This window comes from Vibrio sp. 10N.247.310.24 (assembly GCF_041467175.1).
GTDB lineage: Bacteria > Pseudomonadota > Gammaproteobacteria > Enterobacterales > Vibrionaceae > Vibrio > Vibrio tasmaniensis_A.
Window position 1 is genome coordinate 24,452 of record NZ_JBFSUD010000038.1, and the last position, 19,841, is coordinate 44,292.

Consider the following 19,841-nt stretch of genomic DNA (forward strand, 5'->3'; position numbering starts at 1 on the left):
CTCGAATGTCATCACTTCATCAGAAATTATGTTGTAACTAATCTGTAAATACAGAGCACTGTCAGAAAACCAAAGCCGGACAATAAGCAGACAAGTAAGTATTTGAGAATACACTAATTTAGGGGTTCATGAATTGATTGAAAAATGGCGAAACCATGTTGTTTAGGATTAGTACAAGTAGTAAACTCCCACTTTAAATGCAGCTTGTTTTTGAGAAACTAAACGCACAAAAAGTTAGGGCAACTTTATAAAGTAACTACTCTCAAACATCAGCCATAGATACATCTCTCATAAACGGGTATAAGTCACATAAAAACAATTGGATAAACTTAGGCGGTTCACTACATGGAATTAATGTCGTCTTTAGGTTCACTGTTGGCTAGCAGCCTGCCTATCGAAAAACAACAACACGCTCTGGTTGAACTCGTACTCGACACTTATCAACCGCAACAGCGCACGGCTCTTTTCAAAACAGTGGCAGAACATCGTCGAAGCCAAATAGAATTGCTTTTCCCTGAACATCAAACAAAAAGCGACTCAGTAATGTTTGAAGTGATGGACTACCGCGATCTGGTTCAGCGCTATCCAAATACCTTATCCGCAGAAGTTGCTCTCTTAGAGGAAGCGGTAGGACAATGCTATATGCATTGGTTGGACTTTTGGTGTGAATGTGAAATTTCCGCAATCAAAGCAAAATTACCATTGAGCACCCATGCCCCTTATCCTATAGATCTGCCCATTAAAGATAGTGCTTACTATGGTGTAATCATTGACCAAATAGAAAATAGCCCACTCTTAGTACAAACGCCAAGTCGCCCTCAAGGAATACCAATCAACGATGCTATTGCTTTAAGCAACCTTGAGGTTTTTATTAAAGGTGAGAAGTGGTATGAGATGCTGCCTTTACTCCACTTATCACAAACAGGTAAGCACTTTATTCTACTCAAACACCCAACAGATGAAGCCTTTCCAACCCTAGTCTCTTCAGCCCTAATTCAGGACTAGTCAAAAAATGAGACTTGGCTAAGCTACGCCCCCATGTTTAGCAACGACAAATGGAAGTACGGTTTATCCAGACGTGGTTATAAGGGACTGGCAGAGCTACATATTTTTACTCAACCGGCCCTATCAAAGTGTGACTCTATTCCAGAGTTCGATAATAAGTTCCAATTACAATTAGCCGAAATGCAAGCTGTATGTGAAATTCTACGCCTAACCGTGAGTGGAAATATTCAACAAAAAGTCTACTTCCTTTATCTTGCTCAAAAAGAGATGCTTAACTTGTTACATCAAGCGAGCTATAAAATTGGTTTCACCATTATAGATCAACCTTTGATACTCAATTTTTACAAGGCTATCGAACCACAAGCATACTTGCCGCTAGGGTCTTGTGACTTGAACGAAACGAACTTACTGACTTACCGCGGGTTATGGAATATTGAACTGATGTTGAAGGCATTCAATCATGTCAACTTTCGAGACTATAGACGGTGCCTCCGTGAAAATAAAAATACAGCGTGGCAAATAATATGAAGACGTTTGATCTTGGGCTAGAGGCGATATTCTTTGCTAAAGCCATCACTCTGCTTGCAACGGTCGCTGTTGTTGTAATGTGGCTGTTCTACTATTGTTATCGCCTTAAACAAAAGAACGAAGCGATAGTGGGGACACACCATGTACCTTACATCGCATATTCCATCTGTATTATTACGTGGATCAGCAGTAATGCCTACTTCCACACCGGCTTTTTGCCAGGACTTGGTACCACAGCAGCCATATTCGCAGCAAAGTTGGCCAACCTCAGCTCTTTCCTTGCTTTTGCCTTTGCGTATTACTTCTCGTGTCAGCTCGCAGCCGAAAACCGCAGTGGTAAAATCCATAGGTGGCAACAAACCATTCTCGCGAGCATGACGGGCTACTCTTTCTATATCAATTTGACCCCAGGGTTAACGGTAGAAGATGTCACCATTACGGCTCCAAGCCAATTCGTGATCGAGTTTGGCCCGCATACACCCTACTTTTTCATTGGGGTTATCAGCTTGATTGCCCTTACACTGACTAATCTAGTGACCATGCGTGCCAATAGCAGCAAACTAACATTAGCCAAAACCAACTACATGATTACAGGTATCTTGGTATTCATGCTATCTACAGCAACGATTCACATTGGCGTTGCCTATTTCCTACGTGATTTCTCGCTCACCTGGCTCCCCCCAGCGTTGTCGCTCAGTGAGATGTTGTTTGTAGGCTATGCTCTGCTGACCTCTCGCTTCTACAGTTTTAAATACCTTACATACATAAGCCTTAATGTGCTGCTGGTGTGTGCAATTTTAGTGATACCTTTTTGTACGGTATTTATTCCCCTAACTGACGGTAACCAATGGCTATTAGCGATACCCATCTGCGCAATTATCGGCATTACATGGAGTCCAATCTACAAACGTGTAAGTCCTTACTCCTCATTGCTTGTCTATAGAAACAAAAAGACACCGGTACAACAGATACTCGCATTAGAAGAAGGCTTTAAGTTGTCGATTGACGATGCCATGCGTCGTTTAGGTCGCCAACTGCAAATCCCAGAAGATAAGCTTCGACTAGTTAACAGTAATTACAACGAAACCTTCTACGAAGATTACCTATCTAGCAAAGAGTCCGTTCTAGTGTTCGATGAGCTTTCTGAAGAGCTAGATGATACTGCGCTCGCTAAACGGTCGCTAAAAGCACTTTATGACAAGATGAGTTCGAACAACACCGCGTTGGTAATGCCACTATTCGGACACAAAAAATCAGTCACACACTTGCTAGTATCATCGCACAAAAGCAACAATCGTATGTTCTCTAATGAAGAAATCTCTGCACTGCAAACCTTGTTAACGCGTGTACAAAGCACCATCGAAGCCGATAGACGAATTCGCCAAAGTCGTGCTCTTGCTAACTCGATCGCTCATGAGATGCGTAACCCACTCGCTCAAGTGCAACTGCAATTTGAACTACTAAAACAGCACATTGATAATCAAGCACCAACTCAACAAATCTTGACTGACATTGAGAATGGCCAAGCAGCGATTCAACGCGGGCGGCAACTGATTGATATCATCTTACGAGAAGTCAGTGATAGCTCGCCTGAGCATGGACCAATCACCATGACATCTATCCACAAGGCCGTGGACCAAGCCGTCAGCCACTATGGCTTTGAGAACGAGAAGATCATTGAGCGAATTCGTTTACCACAACACGCTGATTTTGTGGCAAAACTAAATGAAACTCTATTCAACTTCGTCATTTTCAATCTGATACGCAATGCAATCTATTACTTTGATTCTTACCCAGACAGCCAAATTGAGATCAGCACCAAAACAGGATCTTACGAGAACGTTCTCACATTTCGTGATACCGGCCCCGGCATTGACGAAGCCATTGTTCATAAGGTCTTTGATGACTTTTTCTCTTTCCAAAAAAGCGGTGGTAGCGGCTTAGGACTGGGGTATTGCCAACGAGTGATGCGCTCATTTGGTGGCAGAGTGGAATGCCATTCCAAACTTGGTGAATTTACTGAGTTTCACCTGTACTTCCCTATTGTACCCAATGCTCCAAAAGCGGAGACGCTGCGTACGCCTTATTTCAACGGTTGGAAACACAACCAATCGACGGAAGATAAAGCCGAAGCTGATGTAAAACCAGAGAGCCAAACTCCAAGCGGTGATATAGAACCTGAACCGGCAAGTACGCTAACAGAAAGTAAGCAAACAGAACGCACGCAAGCAGAAAATCAACCAGCATCAAGCCATCTTGCACCGACGGTACTTATTGTTGATGACAAAGAAGTGCAACGCACGCTTGTTCAGATGTACCTGAGCCGACTTGGCGTAAATAGCTTGCAAGCTAAAAACGGGGAAAATGCTGTCGAGCTGTTCAGATCACACAAAGTTGATTTGATCTTAATGGATGTACAAATGCCGATAATGAATGGCTTTGACGCAAGCCAGATCATCAAGGCGCGCTCACCTCAAACACCAATTATTGCTTTGTCTGGTGAATCAGGACAACGAGAGCTAGACATGATCAGAAAACTGATGGACGGTCGCCTAGAGAAGCCAACCTCTTTGAACGCACTGCAACACCTACTGGACAACTGGCTAGAGAAAGGCTGGGCGCCAAACGCTTCTAAAGAAACAGAAAATGAATAGCTGACTACGGTTAAGTGAATCAATGAAAAAAAACGATTAGAACTCACTGATGGTTGGCCTCAATCATCGCTGTTTCGATCAAATCCAGTAACCACTTGTATTTGGCAGAATGTTGGTTTTTCTTATGAAGATAGGCAAATACCTCCATTTTCTCTGCATCTTCTTCTAATCCTTCAATCACAATCGAGCGCAATACTCCCTTGTGCTGTTCGATCACCGGAGGCATGCAGGGTGCGATCATGTTGGAATGCTTAATCGTTTCTATTAACCCAACAACTGACGTCGTTCGAAGCGCCATATTAATCGATTTACCTTGGCTTAAAACTTCTTCTTCCAATCGCGAGTGTTTGTTTTGATCGAAGTAAGCAAGGTCAACATGCGCAAATGGAAAGGACAACAAATCATCAATCTGTGCTACATCCTCTTTAAAAGGATGGTCGACTCTTACTGCCAATACAAATTTTAGGGTCACGAGAGGCACAGCAATGATCTCGGCGGGCAGGTTTTCAGCTTCAAAGTGAATAACAAAATCAATCTCGTCACTCTTAAGTCTTTCCAGTGAATCTTGGGAGCTAGTATGACTAATCAACCTCGAAAGTGGACTTTCATCTGAGAGTTGATGAAACAGAGAGGGTGTTAACCAAGGCAAAAGGTGCGGGTTCGCCTCTATCTTAAAATCTTCGCTTAGTTCGGCAGGAGTAAACTGTTTACCCTCTTCTATCGCCGTGACCAACCCGTCCAATAGTGGAAATACACGTCGATACAGTTCATCAGAATAAGGCGTCGGGAGAAACTGCTTATTGGACAAAACAAATAGCTCTTCACCTAATGATTCCTTAAGCTTTTTGACGCTTTGGCTTACCGCTGGTGTCGAGACAAACAGCTTTTCAGCTGCTTTGCGCAAGCTTTTTTCCTGATACACCACCACAAACACTTTCAATAAGTTCAAATCGACGTTATTCAGTTTCATACCCAAACCATAAACCAATACTTAACGAATGGTTAAGTTTATATGAATTAACTTAACGATGTCCACTTTGTATAGTTACCTCACCTTCACGCAGTACACGGATGTAGTGAGATAAATTTATGAGGCATCTATGTTATTACAACGTTCAATCCTTTCTCTAACTCCTTTGTTTCTGGCAAGTGTCGCGTTCGCGGAAGAAGCCGAAATTCAAGATATGTCAGATCCGTTAGCCGTCTATACACAAGGTGGCTTCGGTTACACAGACAAAGGCTTAAACCTGAAAATCGGGCAAACCTATGACACTGGTAGCGATACGACCATGGGTATGAATGTCTTCGAAGTCAAAGGCATCGCTGGTGAAGCCATTGGTTGGAATAACCGAGGCGCAGATGACACTATCGATTCGATTCGTTTCAGAAACTTCGGCGTAGACTTAACCAATGGTCGAGGCACACAAGTCGATATGTCTTGGGATTTCGATAGTAATCAAGGTAGTGCGTCATATAGCTTTATACAGGCTCTTCCACAAATGGGCATGTTTAACTTCTATCCGCTTGCGGGTGTTGGTGTTGCTGCAGGTGAGGAGTTGGTTGAAGGCTCTGGAGGCAACCTCGACGCGGATCAACTTCGTGATCGCTACAACATGCACGGCACTTTCTACGTGGCGGGTATGTACGCAAAAATGCAACTTACCGACAAGATTTGGTTGAACTATAACCCTATGTATTTAGGCACGATGTCTGGTTCATCAACGTTCAAAGATTATGGATTCGAGGGCAGTGATTCTGTACTCGCACATGAGTTTGCTGCGAGCTACCAGATTAACCCAAGGGCGAACGTTCGTTATTTTGCAAATTGGACAGAAAACACCAGTATCGAAGACGGTGATCACCGCATCGAATTTAACTATCAGTTTTAAGCAGTCACTTTCTGCTTGGATGAGCTCTTTCAGTTTGAACCAATGATTTCTGTTCGACGAGCCATTCCCGTTTTGACGAATAATTTTGAGTTTTGAGGACACATTATGAATATGATATCTAAAGCCTTTATTGGTAGTTTCACTTGCCCATTACGCTCAGCTGCCATGCTAGTTTCTGTAACAGCCTTGTTTTCAGCCACAGCGATAGCAGGCAACGGTGATACGACAGAAACGATCCAAACGCGTGCAGGTGACTTTACTTTCGAAACCGACTTTCTTCATGGCATTCCAACACAAGAAAGCTCTGCAAAACTGTTTGAACTGATGGACTATCAACGCGCGTCACAAGCTTACATTTGGTCCGTGCCTTTGGTGTCAAACTACGCATGGAAACAAGCCTATGCCGACATGGGGGCAGAGGATGGTCAAATTACTTATGTTGAGTCTCATGAATCTAAGCTAGGAGGTTTAACTTACAATACCTCTACGCCTTACGCGATTACTTGGTTTAACGTAGAGAAAGAGCCCGTTGTTATAGAAATACCCACAAATGAACTGCGTGGCGCGGTACACACCATGTGGCAAATCGGTATTTCTCAGATGACTGAGCCGGGCGTCTACGTGGTAAAAGCGAAAGGTTCTGAAACGCCGAGTAACCTGCCAAAAGGCGCAAAAGTATTTGAGTCTGATACCAATAATGTTTTCTTGGGTGTTCGCTTAATGGCTAAGTCAGATCAGCAACGTATGAAAGACTTAGAAGCATTAAAAATTACTGACCTTAACGGCAAGCCGCTCAGTAGCAAAGGCGTGAACTTCCCTGAACGTGGTGACGATGCTAAGCACCCACGTGGTATGGCATTTTGGGAGACCTTGAATGAAGCGATCCAAGCCGAACCTGTAGCAGAGCGCGACCGCATGATGCACGACATGTTACGCCCACTAGGTATTGAAAAAGGCAAAGCATTTACTCCATCAGCTCAGCAGCGTGACATCTTAGAACAAGCTGTAATCATGGGTGAAGCTATGGTTAAAAACATCGATTTCAACAAGACTGAACGTCTACCACACGCGGCTTATGGCAAAGAAGGGAATTCGTGGGAAATCGCAACGGCTTCAACACCAAACCAAGACCGTCACTATGGTATGGACCTCGATGGACGTGCAGCTTGGTTTTATGAAGCCGTCACTAACGACATTGCAATGCATGGATTTGAGAACGGCGGTTGGGGACAGATCTACCTAGACAACTACCGTGACGACAATGGCAAAGGGCTAAATGGCAGTAACCACTATACTTTGACGCTAGATGGAGATGTAAATTTCGCCGATTTATTCTGGACCATCACTGTCTACAACGTCGAGAACCGCGCCATCATCGACAACGAAATTGAGCGTGCCGACGTGGGTTCTAACATTGAAGGGACAGTTAAAGATTCGCAAGGCAATTACACCTTCCACTTCTCGCCAACTAAGCCTGCTGGTGTAAATGAAGCGAATTGGGTGCAAACCCGAGAAGATGAAAACTGGTTTGTTTACTTCCGCGCTTACTCACCAAGTAAAGCATTTATAGCGCAACAGCCAGAAACCTTATTGCCTAACTTTAAGCGCGTGGACTAGCCGTTAAGTCTATGTACTAACGATAAAGTTCACTGCGGCCTACGATAAAAGAGGAGCCTCAGCGCTCCTCTTTTTAATCCTGCTACCTTTCTAGCCTTCAAAGGCGCTGCGAAATAAACTCAACTAGTTGTTTTTCTGATTCTTGAAACAATTCCATGATTTAAAAGAGTAAAAGGGTTATACATAATAATGTGTTATCTAAATTACTGAAATTATCATGACGCTCAAAGAGATCCTTAACATTCCCAATGTCCGCTACTTCTTAATGTTTAGAAGCAGCTACTTTGCGCGTTTTTACTACCCTATATTCACCCTACTTTATTTAGATTACGGGTTAACCCTGTCTCAATTCGCGATGCTCAATGTAGTTTGGGCGGCCACCATTGTGCTTGCTGAAGTACCGTCGGGTGCATTCGCCGATACCTTAGGCCGCAAGAAACTGGTGGTGCTGTCTTCGATTGTGATGTTTGTTGAGATCGCCATGATAGCGCTAGTACCAACCGGAAACCCCGACTTGGTATTCATAGTCTTTCTAATTAACCGGATTCTCAGTGGCTTAGCGATGGCACTGGCCAGCGGTGCTGACGAGGCATTGGCTTACGACACCTTAAAAGAACAAGGCAATGAAGAGTTGTGGCCGCGAGTGCTGCAAATTCAGCTTCGTGTCGCCTCAACGGTCGGTATCTTTGTCACACTAATTGGCGCGGCGATGTACGACGTGAACTTTATGGCGAACATCTTTCATTTCCTTGGACTATCTGAACCAGAAAGCACTAAAGATCTGATGCGTATTCCTGTGTTCGCCACCCTATTTGTAGCGATGATCGCCATCTATGCCGCGATTAATATGCGCGAAGAGAAAAAGGTAATGCCAAGCGACCAAACCAAATTGGCAACCACCATCGCCAGCCTTAAATTAACAGCTGACACAGGTAAGTGGGTACTTGCTACGCCTTACGTGCTGTTCATGTTGTTGTATTACAGCCTGTTCGAACACACCTCAAGAATGTTCCTAACCATGAACAGCCAATATTATCTCGCCATCAATATTCCTATTATCTACTTCGGTTTTATTGGCGCGGGGATCAGTTTGCTTAAAATCATATTGGCGGGGCAAAGCCGTAGGCTAGCAGAAAGCATGGAGCCTAAAACCTTCATTGTGGTTATGGGTTTAGCAAGCATGGCGACTTATTATTGGATCAGTTTAGGTTGGACGATTTACGGGGTTATTCCAGCACTAGTACTGATTTTTATTATCATGACGATGAACATTTTCATTAGCTACCACCTGAATAAAAAAACCGAATCACACAACCGAGCCACTGTCCTCAGCTTTAAAGGCCTGATGTTTAATCTCGGATATGGGCTGATCGGCATTTTGTACGCTTACTACTATAAACTGGTGTCTCAGGGCTACACCGAACAAGAAATAGAACAGAACCTCGCTTTCTTAGCTTCACTGTCTTCGTTTTTCTATTACTTCACCTTATTGTTCGTTTTGATTAGCGCGTTGTTCTATTTCAAAAACAAAAAACAGCCGATCTTTTGAAGAACGTACTGATACTGAATGGAGAGTAAAATGAGCCTCTGGCTATAAATAGACCATGTCGCTTCTTATCATGTGATTCTTTGTTAAGATAATCATCAAATTACATAACACATGGAAGCGTCATGTCTTTTAGTTGGATAGCTTTTACTCTTCTCGCAGCCTTCAGCCAATCTTGGCGCAATGCCTTTCAAAGCAAGTTAAGTGGCACCATGAGTGTTGCTGGTGTGACGCTGGCACGTTTTATCTGGGCAGGCCCAATCGCCTTAATTTATCTGTGCGTCCTCTATCAATGGAAGCCAGTATCCACACCTGATTTTTCGGGTGAGTTTGTTTTCTACATTATTGCAGCAGCCATTATGCAGATCCTCGCGACGGGCTTAATGGTGATGTTATTTAAGCTCGAAAACTATGCGATAGGAGCAGGCTTAGCCAAGTGTGAAGCCCCCGTATCTGCTGTGTTATCCGTATTGTTTTTTGGAACTGCTTTAACATTAACAGGTTGGATTGGCGTGCTTATTGGCACGTTAGGCGTACTAATCATGAGTAGCGCTTCTGGCTGGCGAAGCTTGTCCCCGAAAGTGTTCTTATTAGGTATGGCTTGTAGCACCGCTTTTGCTTTAACGTCTCTTTGGGTACGTGAAGCAAGCTTGAGCATAGGGCTGCCCTTCCCTCATAGCGCCGCATGGGTGCTGTTCCTCGTTATTTCCCTTCAGACAGTGATTATCTGTACGTATCTCTTTTTCAGAAAACGCGACACGCTGCGCCAGATATTCAAGAAGTCGAAACTGGTCGTAATGACAAGCCTAGCGAGTGTTATCGGTTCTCTGGGTTGGTTTAGCGCGATGTCGCTTCAAGCCGTGCCGTACGTAAAGACACTCGGGCAAGTCGAAGTGATCTTCATGGTGTTGATATCCTATTTCTGGTTGGGACAAAGCATCGCGCGCAAAGACATTCTTGCGCTCATTTTGCTTTCTATCGCAGCAGTATTGGTTATGTGGCAGTGACGAGCTCGTTAATATGACTAGGACAAATTGAAGTCATATTGCGACCGTTTGTTTTCGCTTGATATAACGCTTTGTCGGCTCGGCTAATAAACCCATTCCAACTCTCATGTGGGTGAAGCTGAGCAACACCAAAACTCGACGTCAGAAACATCTCAATTCCTTGCACTGCTGAGATCTCTGAAATAGACAACCGCAGCTTACAAGCAATAGCCTGTGCTTGTAGGAAATTAACATTGGGCAATAAAATCATTATCTCGTCTCCGCCAAAACGAAACGCACTGGCTTTGGGTGATGTTTTTATCGCACTTTGAACCATTTCAGCAAAAGACTTGATGACGAGGTCACCCACAATGTGTCCGTGTTGGTCATTAATCGACTTAAAGTTATCAATATCCATCATAATGGCACTGACAGGCGCAGTCTCCGCCTGCTTCATGATAACTGGAACTATCTCATCTAATGCTCTGCGGTTTCCCAGTACCGTTAGAGGATCGCTGTAAGACAGGTCATGAATAGAACTAAGCAACCTTGCATTAATCAGCCAAAGCATTGTAAAGCTCATCGACACAATAAGAACGATGCTCACTAAAAAGGCAAGTTGATGAATGAGAGTGGCCGCCATGAAATCCTGGAGCTCAGCGGAGAATAGTGTCACCACGACTCGAAAAACCATAAACCCGCCATATATCGTAAATGACAAGGCCATCATCCGAATACCTAGAGTCAAGTCATCACGCCGGCCCTTTAATACCGCAAAGGCAGTGCAAAGAGTCACAAAAGCCAGATATAAACTAATGAGGATAATTCGAGCCTTGATGGAAGGCTCATAGAACGTGAAGTAAATAAAACATGGCAAAAGAGCCAACATCATTAGACTACTGAGGTAGGTGCATTTGAGAGAGTATTCTCGAAACAAACATAAGCTATACAAAGCGAGATGAAAGCCTAGCGCAATGACCATATTGGCACCAATAACAGTGACCCAATCCGGTAACTCCCCCCTTAGGCTCAACATCAACGGCCCAGTTCCAATAACAAATATTGAAAGGGAAAAGCTAGAGAGCCCTTTAATTGGCTGTTGCGTAAATTGGAACAGCAATAAGCCAATGCAGTAAGTGAAAGAGAACAAAATAATAATAAAATTAAGCGTTCTCATATCCAGCGAAAAACCATCCATGATTTTCTATCTTCCATACACAACCAAATTTCAACATGGTCAATAATCATGCAAACCACAAAAACATTCACCATATGAATCTTTTCATTTTATAAAATAAGGGATAGATCACATATGCGGAGATTTTTATCGCATGAGTCCATGATATGGATAGGCATGTAACACTCGCCCCCATAGAGCTTTATCGCATCACTGAATCTACAGGCTTCTGCACTCGTTACTTGGTTGAATGACAACTGTCTGGCATTATGCGCCCAAGAAATCTCTAGGGGCTGTTGACCTTTCGAGCTGGGTTTTGCAGCATCTTGTGGAAAATTTATACAAGGAAGAGGCTTTGACGTGTAGCTGGCCTACATAAAAAGCCGATAACGCAGTAGAAATGAACCACAAGAGCTGCCCGAAGGGTTCAGCTAAAATCGTTTATGCTTTGTTGAAGAATGTTTGCTTAGAATGACTAGGCTACATACTCTTCGCCGCGCCTAAAACGATTTTATCTCGAACAAAACTTAACCACGAAAGGTCAACAGCCCCTAGTTATTACACAGCAAAGAATGAACGAAGGTAGTCAGTGGTAGAAAACAGCCAACAATTAAGTGACCGTTACGACGAACATGGTTACTTTGTTATCAGAAATTATTTCGATGAAGCTCAAATTGCATCGCTTAGAAAAGTCGTGCTGAAATTCCATGAATCATGGAAAGCAGACAACGAAGAATTCTATAAAGAAGAAGCATTTAACTCGTCTTTAATTACGGGAAGCGAGTATTTGCCTGCCGACGATAGAAGTGTGCTTTTTGACTTCATCAGCTCAAAACAAGTGATGAACGTGGTTGATGCGGTGATTCCAAACAAACCAGCATTCATGAATACACAGCTGTTCTTCAACCCGGTAAATCCGCAACAAAAAGACTTCTGGCATCGTGACTGTCAATACGACTACGACGTTGATGACCAAATGAAAGTCATCATGGAAACCCAGGTATTGCATCTGCGAGTCCCCCTTTTTGATGAGCCCGGTATGGAGCTTATCCCCGGCACGCACAAACGTTGGGATAACGAAGAAGAGTACAATGTTCGCCAAGAAGAAAACGGCAAAGTGAGCAGCGATGACATCTCTGGTGGTAAGCAGATACCATTAGCCGCCGGTGACTTATTGGTTTTTTCAGCGGATATGATCCACCGAGGCCGATATGGTTTGGATCGTTTGGCTTTGGATATTTTGATCTTTGATTCGGCGGCGGACTATGTCGACTACGTTGATGATGACTGTTTACCAACACCAGCTATGTTGAGCAATATTACCGACCCAAGATTGTTTATGAACACGCTACAATTAAAATCGATGCAACACTCATAACCCATAAAGGTATCCGAACTATGACTGACACTAAGCAAAATACCCGAATTAGCCAGTTCCGTTTCGGTCAGCCAAAAGAATCTCTCAAGTTAGAACATGTCGCTTTAGGGGCATTAGACAAAGATAAAGTTCGCGTACAAATTGAAGCGACTAACATCAACCCTAGTGATTTGTTGTCGATTTATGGTGTGGGCCAATACAAACATAGCCACCAGCCGCCGAGAGTACCGGGATTTGAAGCGGTAGGAAGGGTTATAGAATCCAGCAATGCTGAGTTTGCAGTAAACCAGCGTGTGCTTGTGGCAACCAGTGGAACGTGGCAGAACTATGTCGATGCATCACCAGATGACCTGCTCCAAATTCCTCAGCATCTAGACAATGGCTACGCCTGTCAGTTGTACATTAATGCGCTAACTGCATGGGTGTTGACGACAGAAGTGGCTAAGCTGACCCAAGAAGATGTGTTGATCATCAACGCAGGCAGCTCTGCCATCGGTAAGATCTTCTCCCAGTTATCAGTATCACTCGGCTTTAAAATCATTGTCGTTACATCACAGCCGGAACAATGCCTAGCCACTTCCAGTTGGGTGTTAGATGCAAACGACGATTTAGCTTCTCAAATTAAGGCGTTAGGCTTGCCGATGCCAACCGTTGCCTTTGATGCGATTGGCGGCTCACCCGGAACCGATCTTATTCACACCCTTGGCAACAAAGGGCGTTTTATCAACTATGGGACGCTGTCGTTGGATTTTTACGAGCCACGCTTCTTTGAGTACGCGAAAAGCCAACACATCGATTTCAGCACCTTCTTCTTACGTTATTGGGAAGAGGCTGAAGGCAAAGATGTGCGCCGTGATAAATTCACAACCATGCTAGATCACTTCATCACAAACGACATACAGCTCGACGTCGACCGCTACCTGCCATTCGATGAAGTGCAAACCGCGATTGATCTTATTGAATCGAAAACCACACGATTAGATGGCAAGATCATATTGCTTCCTTAGTACATCGTTGATCGCGATAACTTGCGCTCGTGTTAGGTAACCCTCCTAACACTGCGTTAAACGGGGGAGGTTAAAAGACGTAATCACTTCAAATAAATAACGTTTGTATGTTTCGGTTTGCTCAACCCAGTTTCAAGTTTTTTCGACAGCGTTTCCGCACACATAGGTTTGGCTAAGAGATAACCTTGTCCGTAGTCACAGTCCGATTGCGCTAAGAAGCTTGACTGGACAGTTGTTTCAATTCCTTCAGCAACGACCTTAATACCTAGCTGGTGAGCCATTGAAACAACTGCAGCACATAGAGCTCGGTCATTCATATCGCACTCAAGATCATTGACAAAGCTTCGGTCAATTTTCAAACCATCAATATTGAACTCTCGTAAGAACCCTAGTGAAGAGTATCCGGTGCCAAAATCATCTAACCAGACTTTGATCCCCATACTCCTAAGGTCGTCCAACGTTTTCTTTGCACTTACCTTATCAAACATTAGGGCCGTTTCGGTTACTTCTATATGTAACCTTGTCACTTCAACTTGATGTTTTTTTGTTTGATATTGGAATGTTCGGAGTGCCTTATCACCATAGAGCTGCTTTGGAGACAGGTTTATCGCAACATAAAATTCGGGAGGAAGGTGATGTCTAAAATCCCACTCCTGAATATCTTTGCAGGCTTGCATTACTATCCAATCACCAAGTGTATGAATAATATCCGTGGCTTCAGCGATAGGAATGAACTCAATTGGAGAAATATTGCCTTTTGTAGGGTGATGCCAACGTATAAGGGCTTCAACTCCAACGACATGCCCTGTTTTCAGGTCAAACTTTGGTTGATATAAAAGCCTAAACTGAGAAAAATCATCTATCGCAGATCTAAGTTCCTTTTCGATGACTCCTCTTGCGAGTATCTTCTGTTCGATTTCTTGGTTGAAGAAACAGTACCTACCTTTACCATTCTCTTTGGCGCTGTACATTGCCATGTCCGCACTTTTCACCAAGTCTTCAGAGGTATTTCCCGAGTCTGGATATAAAGCAACGGCAACACTCGCTCCAACCACTACCGATTCACCTACGGAATTGAGGTAAATCGGCTGTTTTAGTGAGTGCACAATATCAGAGGCAAACTTAGATACTGTATCCTGTGTCTTAACTCCTGATAAGCGAAGTAAAAACTCATCCCCCCCAACTCTTGCAATCATGCATTGAGGCTCTTCCTTTGTAGTCATTTGCCCCATTTTTTTTAGCGAGTTAGTTAATGTCTGAGCCACTTCACTTAACAGCTCATCTCCAGCTTGATGTCCAAGGTTGTCATTGACACGTTTAAACTCGTCCAAATCGATAAAGAAAACCGCAAACACCTCTTTTGACTGTTTGCATCGATGAATACATAGTTCAAGACATTTAATAAACTGAGAGCGATTCGGTAACTTAGTCAGTGGGTCGTTGTAAGCTAAAAACTCTACTTCCTCATTCCGTTGCTTGAGGCTTGAATCCATCCTATCAAATGCCTGAGCAAGCTCTCCGAGTTCATCACTGCGCTGTATATTGTTTGATACTTGAAAAACCCCTTTACTGATGCGTTTCGAATGTTGTAGGAGTTGATTAATCGGACGAATCATCGTCTTAGCTAATAACATGGAAAAGAGTAAGCTCACCAAACACATGAACATTGTCAAGATTATGCTCAACACCGCGCTATAGCTTCTACTTGACTCAGTAATATCCTTGATAATGGTGTTATTTTTCTCGATATCGTCTTTCACAGCCTTTAAGGAGTAGCCCATCACTATGCCACCTAACCGAGTCTTATTCATCGTGATTGGCCGTGCAACAATCAGTGCTGATGAATTGTTTTCTGTGTAAGCTTCTTGCTTATTCAAGACATTTTCTTGCACCCTTGGCATATCCAAGTTGGAGCCATAACCGAGTACTACATCTTCTCCTGTATGAACTATCAGACCATTAGCATCAAAAACCTTTATGAATATGACATCTTTATTTTCAAAGGCAGGCTCTAAAATGGAGTTAATATTATCGATATCATAAAAATACATCGGATCAAAAAGTGCATCTGAGAGGTACTCAACCGTTTGTTCTGCTTGACTCTGAGCTTGGGAAGTAAAGTTCTCTGCAATATTCGTTGCCGTTTCTTCCAGAATTTCATCACTATAGTATGAAGATATCAGCCACTGAGACAAGGAAAGGCAGCCCATAGTCAAAACGACCATAAGCATGTTTCCGAGAACCAATTTACCTTTTAACTTCATAAGCAATAACTTCTCTAGTTAACGGGAGATGTATTCATCAACCAGTCGTTTTTGCGCTTCCGCCCAAGAAATGCTTTCTACAATCTCTGGTGTGATAGCATCAAACTTTTTCGTCTTCTTATAGGCTTTCAAAGCCTGTTTACCTTCCTCACTTTCATGAGTCGCAAGCAATACTAAGAGCATGTTTTGCTTAAGTTCGGAGGAGAGATCAGGGCGTATTAGTACTAGTGAGCGGGGAATCGCTTGAGAAGTATGGATTACCTGTAACTGTTGTTTTACCTGCTCGGGAATTTCTTTCTCCCAATCGAGATTACTAAATGCAGCTGACGCAACAATATTACGATGAACCCAGCTCATCATGTTAGATTCTCCTCCAGACTTTGAATATTCATCGGAGAAAAAATAACCCACCTTGTCTTTCGGTGGATATTCTCTAGGGGAGCTTAGCTCATAGAGCTTATATCCTTGCCCAAGCAGTATCGCCGCAGGGACAAGAAATGCACTAGTAGAACCGACATCCTCAAAGACAACCGTTTTACCTCGCAGGTCACCTAGGGAGTCGACCCCGTTATTGCGTTTGGAAAAGAAGATTGAATGATATTCCGCCACACCGCTTTTCCATCGTCTTGCTAAAAGTTCAGCACCCGAATATTGCATTAATTCCTGTGCTGCAAACACCGTTTCAGAAACCAGATCTACCTGACCGCTTTTTATCCAACGAGCCATTTGACGAGAGTCGCGGGCGACAACAACTTGGCCTGTTTTGATACCATCGTTAGATAGATTTTCAGCTAAGTAATCAGCAAAAGGCTGAGCACGTTTGAATGCTTTTTTTGGGTTAGAGCTAATAACCCCTATGATTATTGTTTCTTCACGCAAGGTGCTTTTCGTGTCTGCACTAGCGGATACAGTGAAAAGCGAACAAACAATTACTGCTAGCAGTATAACGAACTGTTTACAAATGGACTGACAACTAAACATGCACGCACCAAAATGTGATATTTATCCCAATATTAAAACTATAATATTCGAAAATCATAGAATCTGCCATCTTGTATTAGCGATTAGTGGTGTAAGTACACAATCGCGAATAAATTAATCTCATTACGTTAACAGCAAGTTGTTATTGCGTCTTCTTACGTGAAAATATTGAGCAAATAGTCTTTACTCTAAGATCATAAACGTGGTCACGAACCATCTGACGAAAAACCCAAAAGCCTCCTAGGTGACTCTAAGCTCCCACTAACACCTGTATTCCTCCTCACACTGATCTATTTCCCTCTTTTCGAAGTACAAGTTATTAATAATTCGATATAAATCGCTCTATTATTTGAAATTGTTGTCTACAGTTTTATAGAGGTTGCCATTGCGGTAGTTCAACAGAAACGACACGTTTAGATTGTCATTTTTGGTTATGTTTTTGGTTCTAAGGAGAAGAAATGGAAAGCCCAATTGTCACACTCACACATGCCAGAAAAAGCTTTGTTGATGGTAAAGATACCCATCACGTGCTGGACAATGTCGACTTCGCTTTAGCGACAGGGGCAAGCGTGGCTTTAACAGGGGCGAGTGGCAGTGGGAAAAGTACTCTGCTGAATATCATTGCGGGGTTTGAGCCTCTATCCGGTGGCGAACTATCTGGTGGAGAATTGTGGCTTGATGGCGAGAACACATCAGATTGGAGAGATCCACAGTGGAGCCGATTCCGCCATCAAAAACTAGGCGTGATCTTTCAACAGTTCAACTTACTAACCCCACTCAACGTAAAACAAACATCGCCTTCCCGCTCCATTTAAATCAACAAAAATGGAGCGACTGGTGCGATTATTTAGTTGATGCATTGGGCATCAGTGAGCTACTCGAAAGACACGTATCTGCACTCTCTGGCGGTCAGCAACAACGAGTCGCAATAGCGCGAGCGCTTGCCCATAAACCCAAACTACTGCTTGCCGATGAACCCACAGGCAACCTCGACCACAAAGCAGGCATTGAGGTAATGAAGCTGCTGAGTGAAATCACCACTCAAGGCAACACTGCGGTGCTTTTGGTTACGCACAGCCCAGAATGTGCCAGCTTTATGCAGACAAAATTGGTGTTAGATGATGGTTGTTTAAGGAACGCGGAGCTAACCCCAAGAGCAGCAGCGTTGTGAGTAATCCAATGAAGCAAACAGACTTCGCTCAGAACCAGCTGACTCATACAAAGCTGACGTTGAATCTATTCGCGGCGCACTATCGGCAATCACCATTGCAAGCCGCAGCGATTCTGATCGGCATTGTGTTAGCGGTCACCTTGTTTGTCGCTGTGCAAGCCATCAACCTCAATGCCAAGCGCAGTTATGCAGAGTCGACCGAGCAACTTAGCACTCAAGCGCAGAACCTTATCATTCCACCAGCAGGGCAAAACTATTTGCCGGAATCGCTCTACTTCAGTTTAAGGCAAAGTGGATTAAGCGCAGCGCTACCTGTTATAGAAGGGCGAGTAAGGGATGAACAAGGTCGACGTTGGTCAGTTCAAGGCAGTGAGTTGATCGCCGCCCTCACTTCAAGATCTCGTCACGCTCGCGTCGACGAAAAAAGCAACACTCAAACCAAAGAGCCAAACATTTCCCTGTTCGACAATGCCTTACCTTTGCCGCAACTCTTAGCGGGTGAACCCATTGTGATGATGAGCCAATCACAACACCAGAACTTGGGAGAAGTAGACGTACTCACTTTCGATGAAGTGCTCACCCAAGTAGTAGTGCTACCAGATGAATGGCAACTGGGAAGCCGAATGTTGATGGACATTGGGTTCGCTCAGCAACTGCTTAACAAGCAAGGCCAACTGAGCTATATCGCTATTTTTGACACCAAGAGCGACACGAACAGCAATACTCAGGATAAGTGGCGAAGCCTTATCGGCGAGCAAGGGCAATGGATTTCCAACAACCAAAGCACGGATCTCGGTTCAATTACCGATAGCTTTCACCTCAATCTCACCGCCATGAGTTTGTTGGCGTTTTTGGTTGGCCTATTCATCGCTTACAACGGTGTGAAGTACAGTTTACTGAAACGTAATCGGCTGTTGGTGCAAATTCAACAAGCTGGGATTGCGCCAAGCATCGTGTTTTCAGCTCTGTTAGTCGAGCTGATTCTTTTAGTCACACTGGGCGCGTCGCTTGGTTTCATTCTCGGCATTCAACTCAGCCATTGGCTACATCCCACCGTCGCGATAACGCTTGAGCAACTTTATGGTGCGACACTGCTTCCCGGCACATGGCAGTGGCAATGGTTAGTGCAGGCATTGCTACTCACGCTGGCCGCAACGCTTGTCGCCTGTTGGCAGCATTTTAAACAGCGGGTACGACAACCCCTCTCTTCTCATGGAGGTTTCTATCAAGCACCGGAAGCGTCTAACGAAAATCAGCTGTTTGTTATCGGGGCAGTATTAACCATTGTCGCGTTAGCAGGGTTATGGCTGAGCGAACATCATCGCTTCACCATGGCATGGCTCGGTGTGTTAGTGGTGTCGATTCCTTTGTATCTGCCCAAAACGCTCAGCGTTCTAGCGAACTGGAGCGAAAAACGCACCCAATCGGGGTTAATACAATACCTGTTCGCTGAGCTGCGTGAACTTATCTCCCCTTGTAGCGCGCCTCGGCGTTTGAACAACAAAGCCTAGTAAATTGAGCACAACTGTAAATGCTCAAAACGCTAGGCTTAAATGGTGTTTAAAGAATGTTTAACGTTGTTACCAGCCAACTGGGTAGCTTAGACATTCATCGAAGTCTGTTAGCATTTCCACTTCC

General features: G+C 43.8%; 13 protein-coding genes and 2 pseudogenes. 11 read left to right on the plus strand and 4 right to left on the minus strand.

All coding sequences use genetic code 11. The features are described from left to right. Nucleotides 1-345 precede the first annotated feature (345 nt). Nucleotides 346-1,533 (plus strand): annotated as a pseudogene (locus tag AB6E08_RS13355) (acyl-homoserine-lactone synthase). Continuing rightward, nucleotides 1,530-4,187, plus strand: coding sequence for a response regulator (locus AB6E08_RS13360; protein ID WP_372064396.1), 2,658 nt, complete (start codon nucleotides 1,530-1,532; stop codon nucleotides 4,185-4,187). The pseudogene AB6E08_RS13355 and the gene AB6E08_RS13360 overlap by 4 nt, the downstream one beginning before the upstream one ends. A gap of 43 nt (nucleotides 4,188-4,230) precedes the next feature. Here the strand turns inward: AB6E08_RS13360 and AB6E08_RS13365 are convergent, their stop codons facing one another. Further along, complete coding sequence (locus AB6E08_RS13365) at nucleotides 4,231-5,157, minus strand: LysR family transcriptional regulator (RefSeq protein WP_009845787.1); 927 nt, start codon at nucleotides 5,155-5,157, stop codon at nucleotides 4,231-4,233. Nucleotides 5,158-5,287: 130 nt separating this feature from the next. Between AB6E08_RS13365 and AB6E08_RS13370 the strand changes: the two genes are divergently transcribed. From AB6E08_RS13370 to AB6E08_RS13385, 4 genes are all read left to right on the plus strand, one after another. Beyond that, a complete protein-coding gene (locus AB6E08_RS13370) occupies nucleotides 5,288-6,076 on the plus strand; it encodes a hypothetical protein (protein ID WP_012600238.1) in 789 nt (262 codons plus the stop codon). 105 nt (nucleotides 6,077-6,181) lie between these two features. Next, nucleotides 6,182-7,693, plus strand: a complete 1,512-nt coding sequence (locus AB6E08_RS13375; RefSeq protein WP_372064394.1) for a DUF1214 domain-containing protein — start codon at nucleotides 6,182-6,184, stop codon at nucleotides 7,691-7,693. A 217-nt stretch (nucleotides 7,694-7,910) separates the two neighbouring features. Next, nucleotides 7,911-9,242 carry an MFS transporter gene (locus tag AB6E08_RS13380; protein ID WP_372064392.1) on the plus strand — a complete coding sequence of 444 codons (1,332 nt, stop codon included), beginning with the start codon at nucleotides 7,911-7,913 and terminating at the stop codon, nucleotides 9,240-9,242. A gap of 122 nt (nucleotides 9,243-9,364) precedes the next feature. Further along, a complete protein-coding gene (locus AB6E08_RS13385) occupies nucleotides 9,365-10,246 on the plus strand; it encodes a multidrug transporter (RefSeq protein ID WP_372064390.1) in 882 nt (293 codons plus the stop codon). Here the strand turns inward: AB6E08_RS13385 and AB6E08_RS13390 are convergent. Next, on the minus strand, nucleotides 10,233-11,423 hold the full coding sequence (locus tag AB6E08_RS13390; RefSeq protein ID WP_372064388.1) for a GGDEF domain-containing protein: 1,191 nt from the start codon (nucleotides 11,421-11,423) through the stop codon (nucleotides 10,233-10,235). The two genes, AB6E08_RS13385 and AB6E08_RS13390, sit on opposite strands and share 14 nt — an antisense overlap. 568 nt (nucleotides 11,424-11,991) lie before the next feature. On the opposite strand from AB6E08_RS13390, the gene AB6E08_RS13395 reads away from it, so the two are divergent. Both AB6E08_RS13395 and AB6E08_RS13400 read left to right on the plus strand, forming a co-directional pair. Further along, a complete protein-coding gene (locus AB6E08_RS13395; RefSeq protein WP_372064386.1) occupies nucleotides 11,992-12,780 on the plus strand; it encodes a phytanoyl-CoA dioxygenase family protein in 789 nt (262 codons plus the stop codon). Nucleotides 12,781-12,800: 20 nt separating this feature from the next. Continuing rightward, on the plus strand, nucleotides 12,801-13,787 hold the full coding sequence (locus tag AB6E08_RS13400; protein ID WP_372064384.1) for a zinc-dependent alcohol dehydrogenase family protein: 987 nt from the start codon (nucleotides 12,801-12,803) through the stop codon (nucleotides 13,785-13,787). Between the two features lie 83 nt (nucleotides 13,788-13,870). Here AB6E08_RS13400 and AB6E08_RS13405 read toward each other — a convergent pair whose 3' ends face one another. Together AB6E08_RS13405 and AB6E08_RS13410 are read right to left on the minus strand one after the other, a co-directional pair. Further along, a complete protein-coding gene (locus AB6E08_RS13405; RefSeq protein WP_372064382.1) occupies nucleotides 13,871-16,051 on the minus strand; it encodes an EAL domain-containing protein in 2,181 nt (726 codons plus the stop codon). Nucleotides 16,052-16,069: 18 nt separating this feature from the next. Then, nucleotides 16,070-16,930, minus strand: coding sequence for a phosphate/phosphite/phosphonate ABC transporter substrate-binding protein (locus tag AB6E08_RS13410; RefSeq protein ID WP_372064380.1), 861 nt, complete (start codon nucleotides 16,928-16,930; stop codon nucleotides 16,070-16,072). A 560-nt stretch (nucleotides 16,931-17,490) separates the two neighbouring features. On the opposite strand from AB6E08_RS13410, the gene AB6E08_RS13415 reads away from it, so the two are divergent. From AB6E08_RS13415 to AB6E08_RS13425, 3 genes and pseudogenes are all read left to right on the plus strand, one after another. Continuing rightward, the gene (locus AB6E08_RS13415) at nucleotides 17,491-17,847 is read left to right on the plus strand and encodes an ATP-binding cassette domain-containing protein (RefSeq protein WP_372159994.1); all 357 of its coding nucleotides are present in this window, start codon (nucleotides 17,491-17,493) and stop codon (nucleotides 17,845-17,847) included. Beyond that, the gene (locus AB6E08_RS13420) at nucleotides 17,745-18,203 is read left to right on the plus strand and encodes an ATP-binding cassette domain-containing protein (protein WP_372159996.1); all 459 of its coding nucleotides are present in this window, start codon (nucleotides 17,745-17,747) and stop codon (nucleotides 18,201-18,203) included. The genes AB6E08_RS13415 and AB6E08_RS13420 overlap by 103 nt, the downstream gene beginning before the upstream one ends. 8 nt (nucleotides 18,204-18,211) lie before the next feature. Continuing rightward, nucleotides 18,212-19,684, plus strand: a pseudogene (locus AB6E08_RS13425) (ABC transporter permease); the annotation flags it as partial. Between the last annotated feature and the right edge of the window lie 157 nt (nucleotides 19,685-19,841).

Bases quoted from the DNA above. Each gene is read 5' to 3' on its own strand.
- AB6E08_RS13370 (WP_012600238.1), top strand. From the start codon at position 5,288: ATGTTATTACAACGTTCAATCCTTTCTCTAACTCCTTTGTTTCTGGCA.
- AB6E08_RS13385 (WP_372064390.1), top strand. From the start codon at position 9,365: ATGTCTTTTAGTTGGATAGCTTTTACTCTTCTCGCAGCCTTCAGCCAA.
- AB6E08_RS13360 (WP_372064396.1), top strand. From the start codon at position 1,530: ATGAAGACGTTTGATCTTGGGCTAGAGGCGATATTCTTTGCTAAAGCC.
- AB6E08_RS13400 (WP_372064384.1), top strand. From the start codon at position 12,801: ATGACTGACACTAAGCAAAATACCCGAATTAGCCAGTTCCGTTTCGGT.
- AB6E08_RS13405 (WP_372064382.1), bottom strand. From the start codon at position 16,051: ATGAAGTTAAAAGGTAAATTGGTTCTCGGAAACATGCTTATGGTCGTT.
- AB6E08_RS13390 (WP_372064388.1), bottom strand. From the start codon at position 11,423: ATGGATGGTTTTTCGCTGGATATGAGAACGCTTAATTTTATTATTATT.
- AB6E08_RS13415 (WP_372159994.1), top strand. From the start codon at position 17,491: ATGGAAAGCCCAATTGTCACACTCACACATGCCAGAAAAAGCTTTGTT.
- AB6E08_RS13365 (WP_009845787.1), bottom strand. From the start codon at position 5,157: ATGAAACTGAATAACGTCGATTTGAACTTATTGAAAGTGTTTGTGGTG.
- AB6E08_RS13380 (WP_372064392.1), top strand. From the start codon at position 7,911: ATGACGCTCAAAGAGATCCTTAACATTCCCAATGTCCGCTACTTCTTA.
- AB6E08_RS13375 (WP_372064394.1), top strand. From the start codon at position 6,182: ATGAATATGATATCTAAAGCCTTTATTGGTAGTTTCACTTGCCCATTA.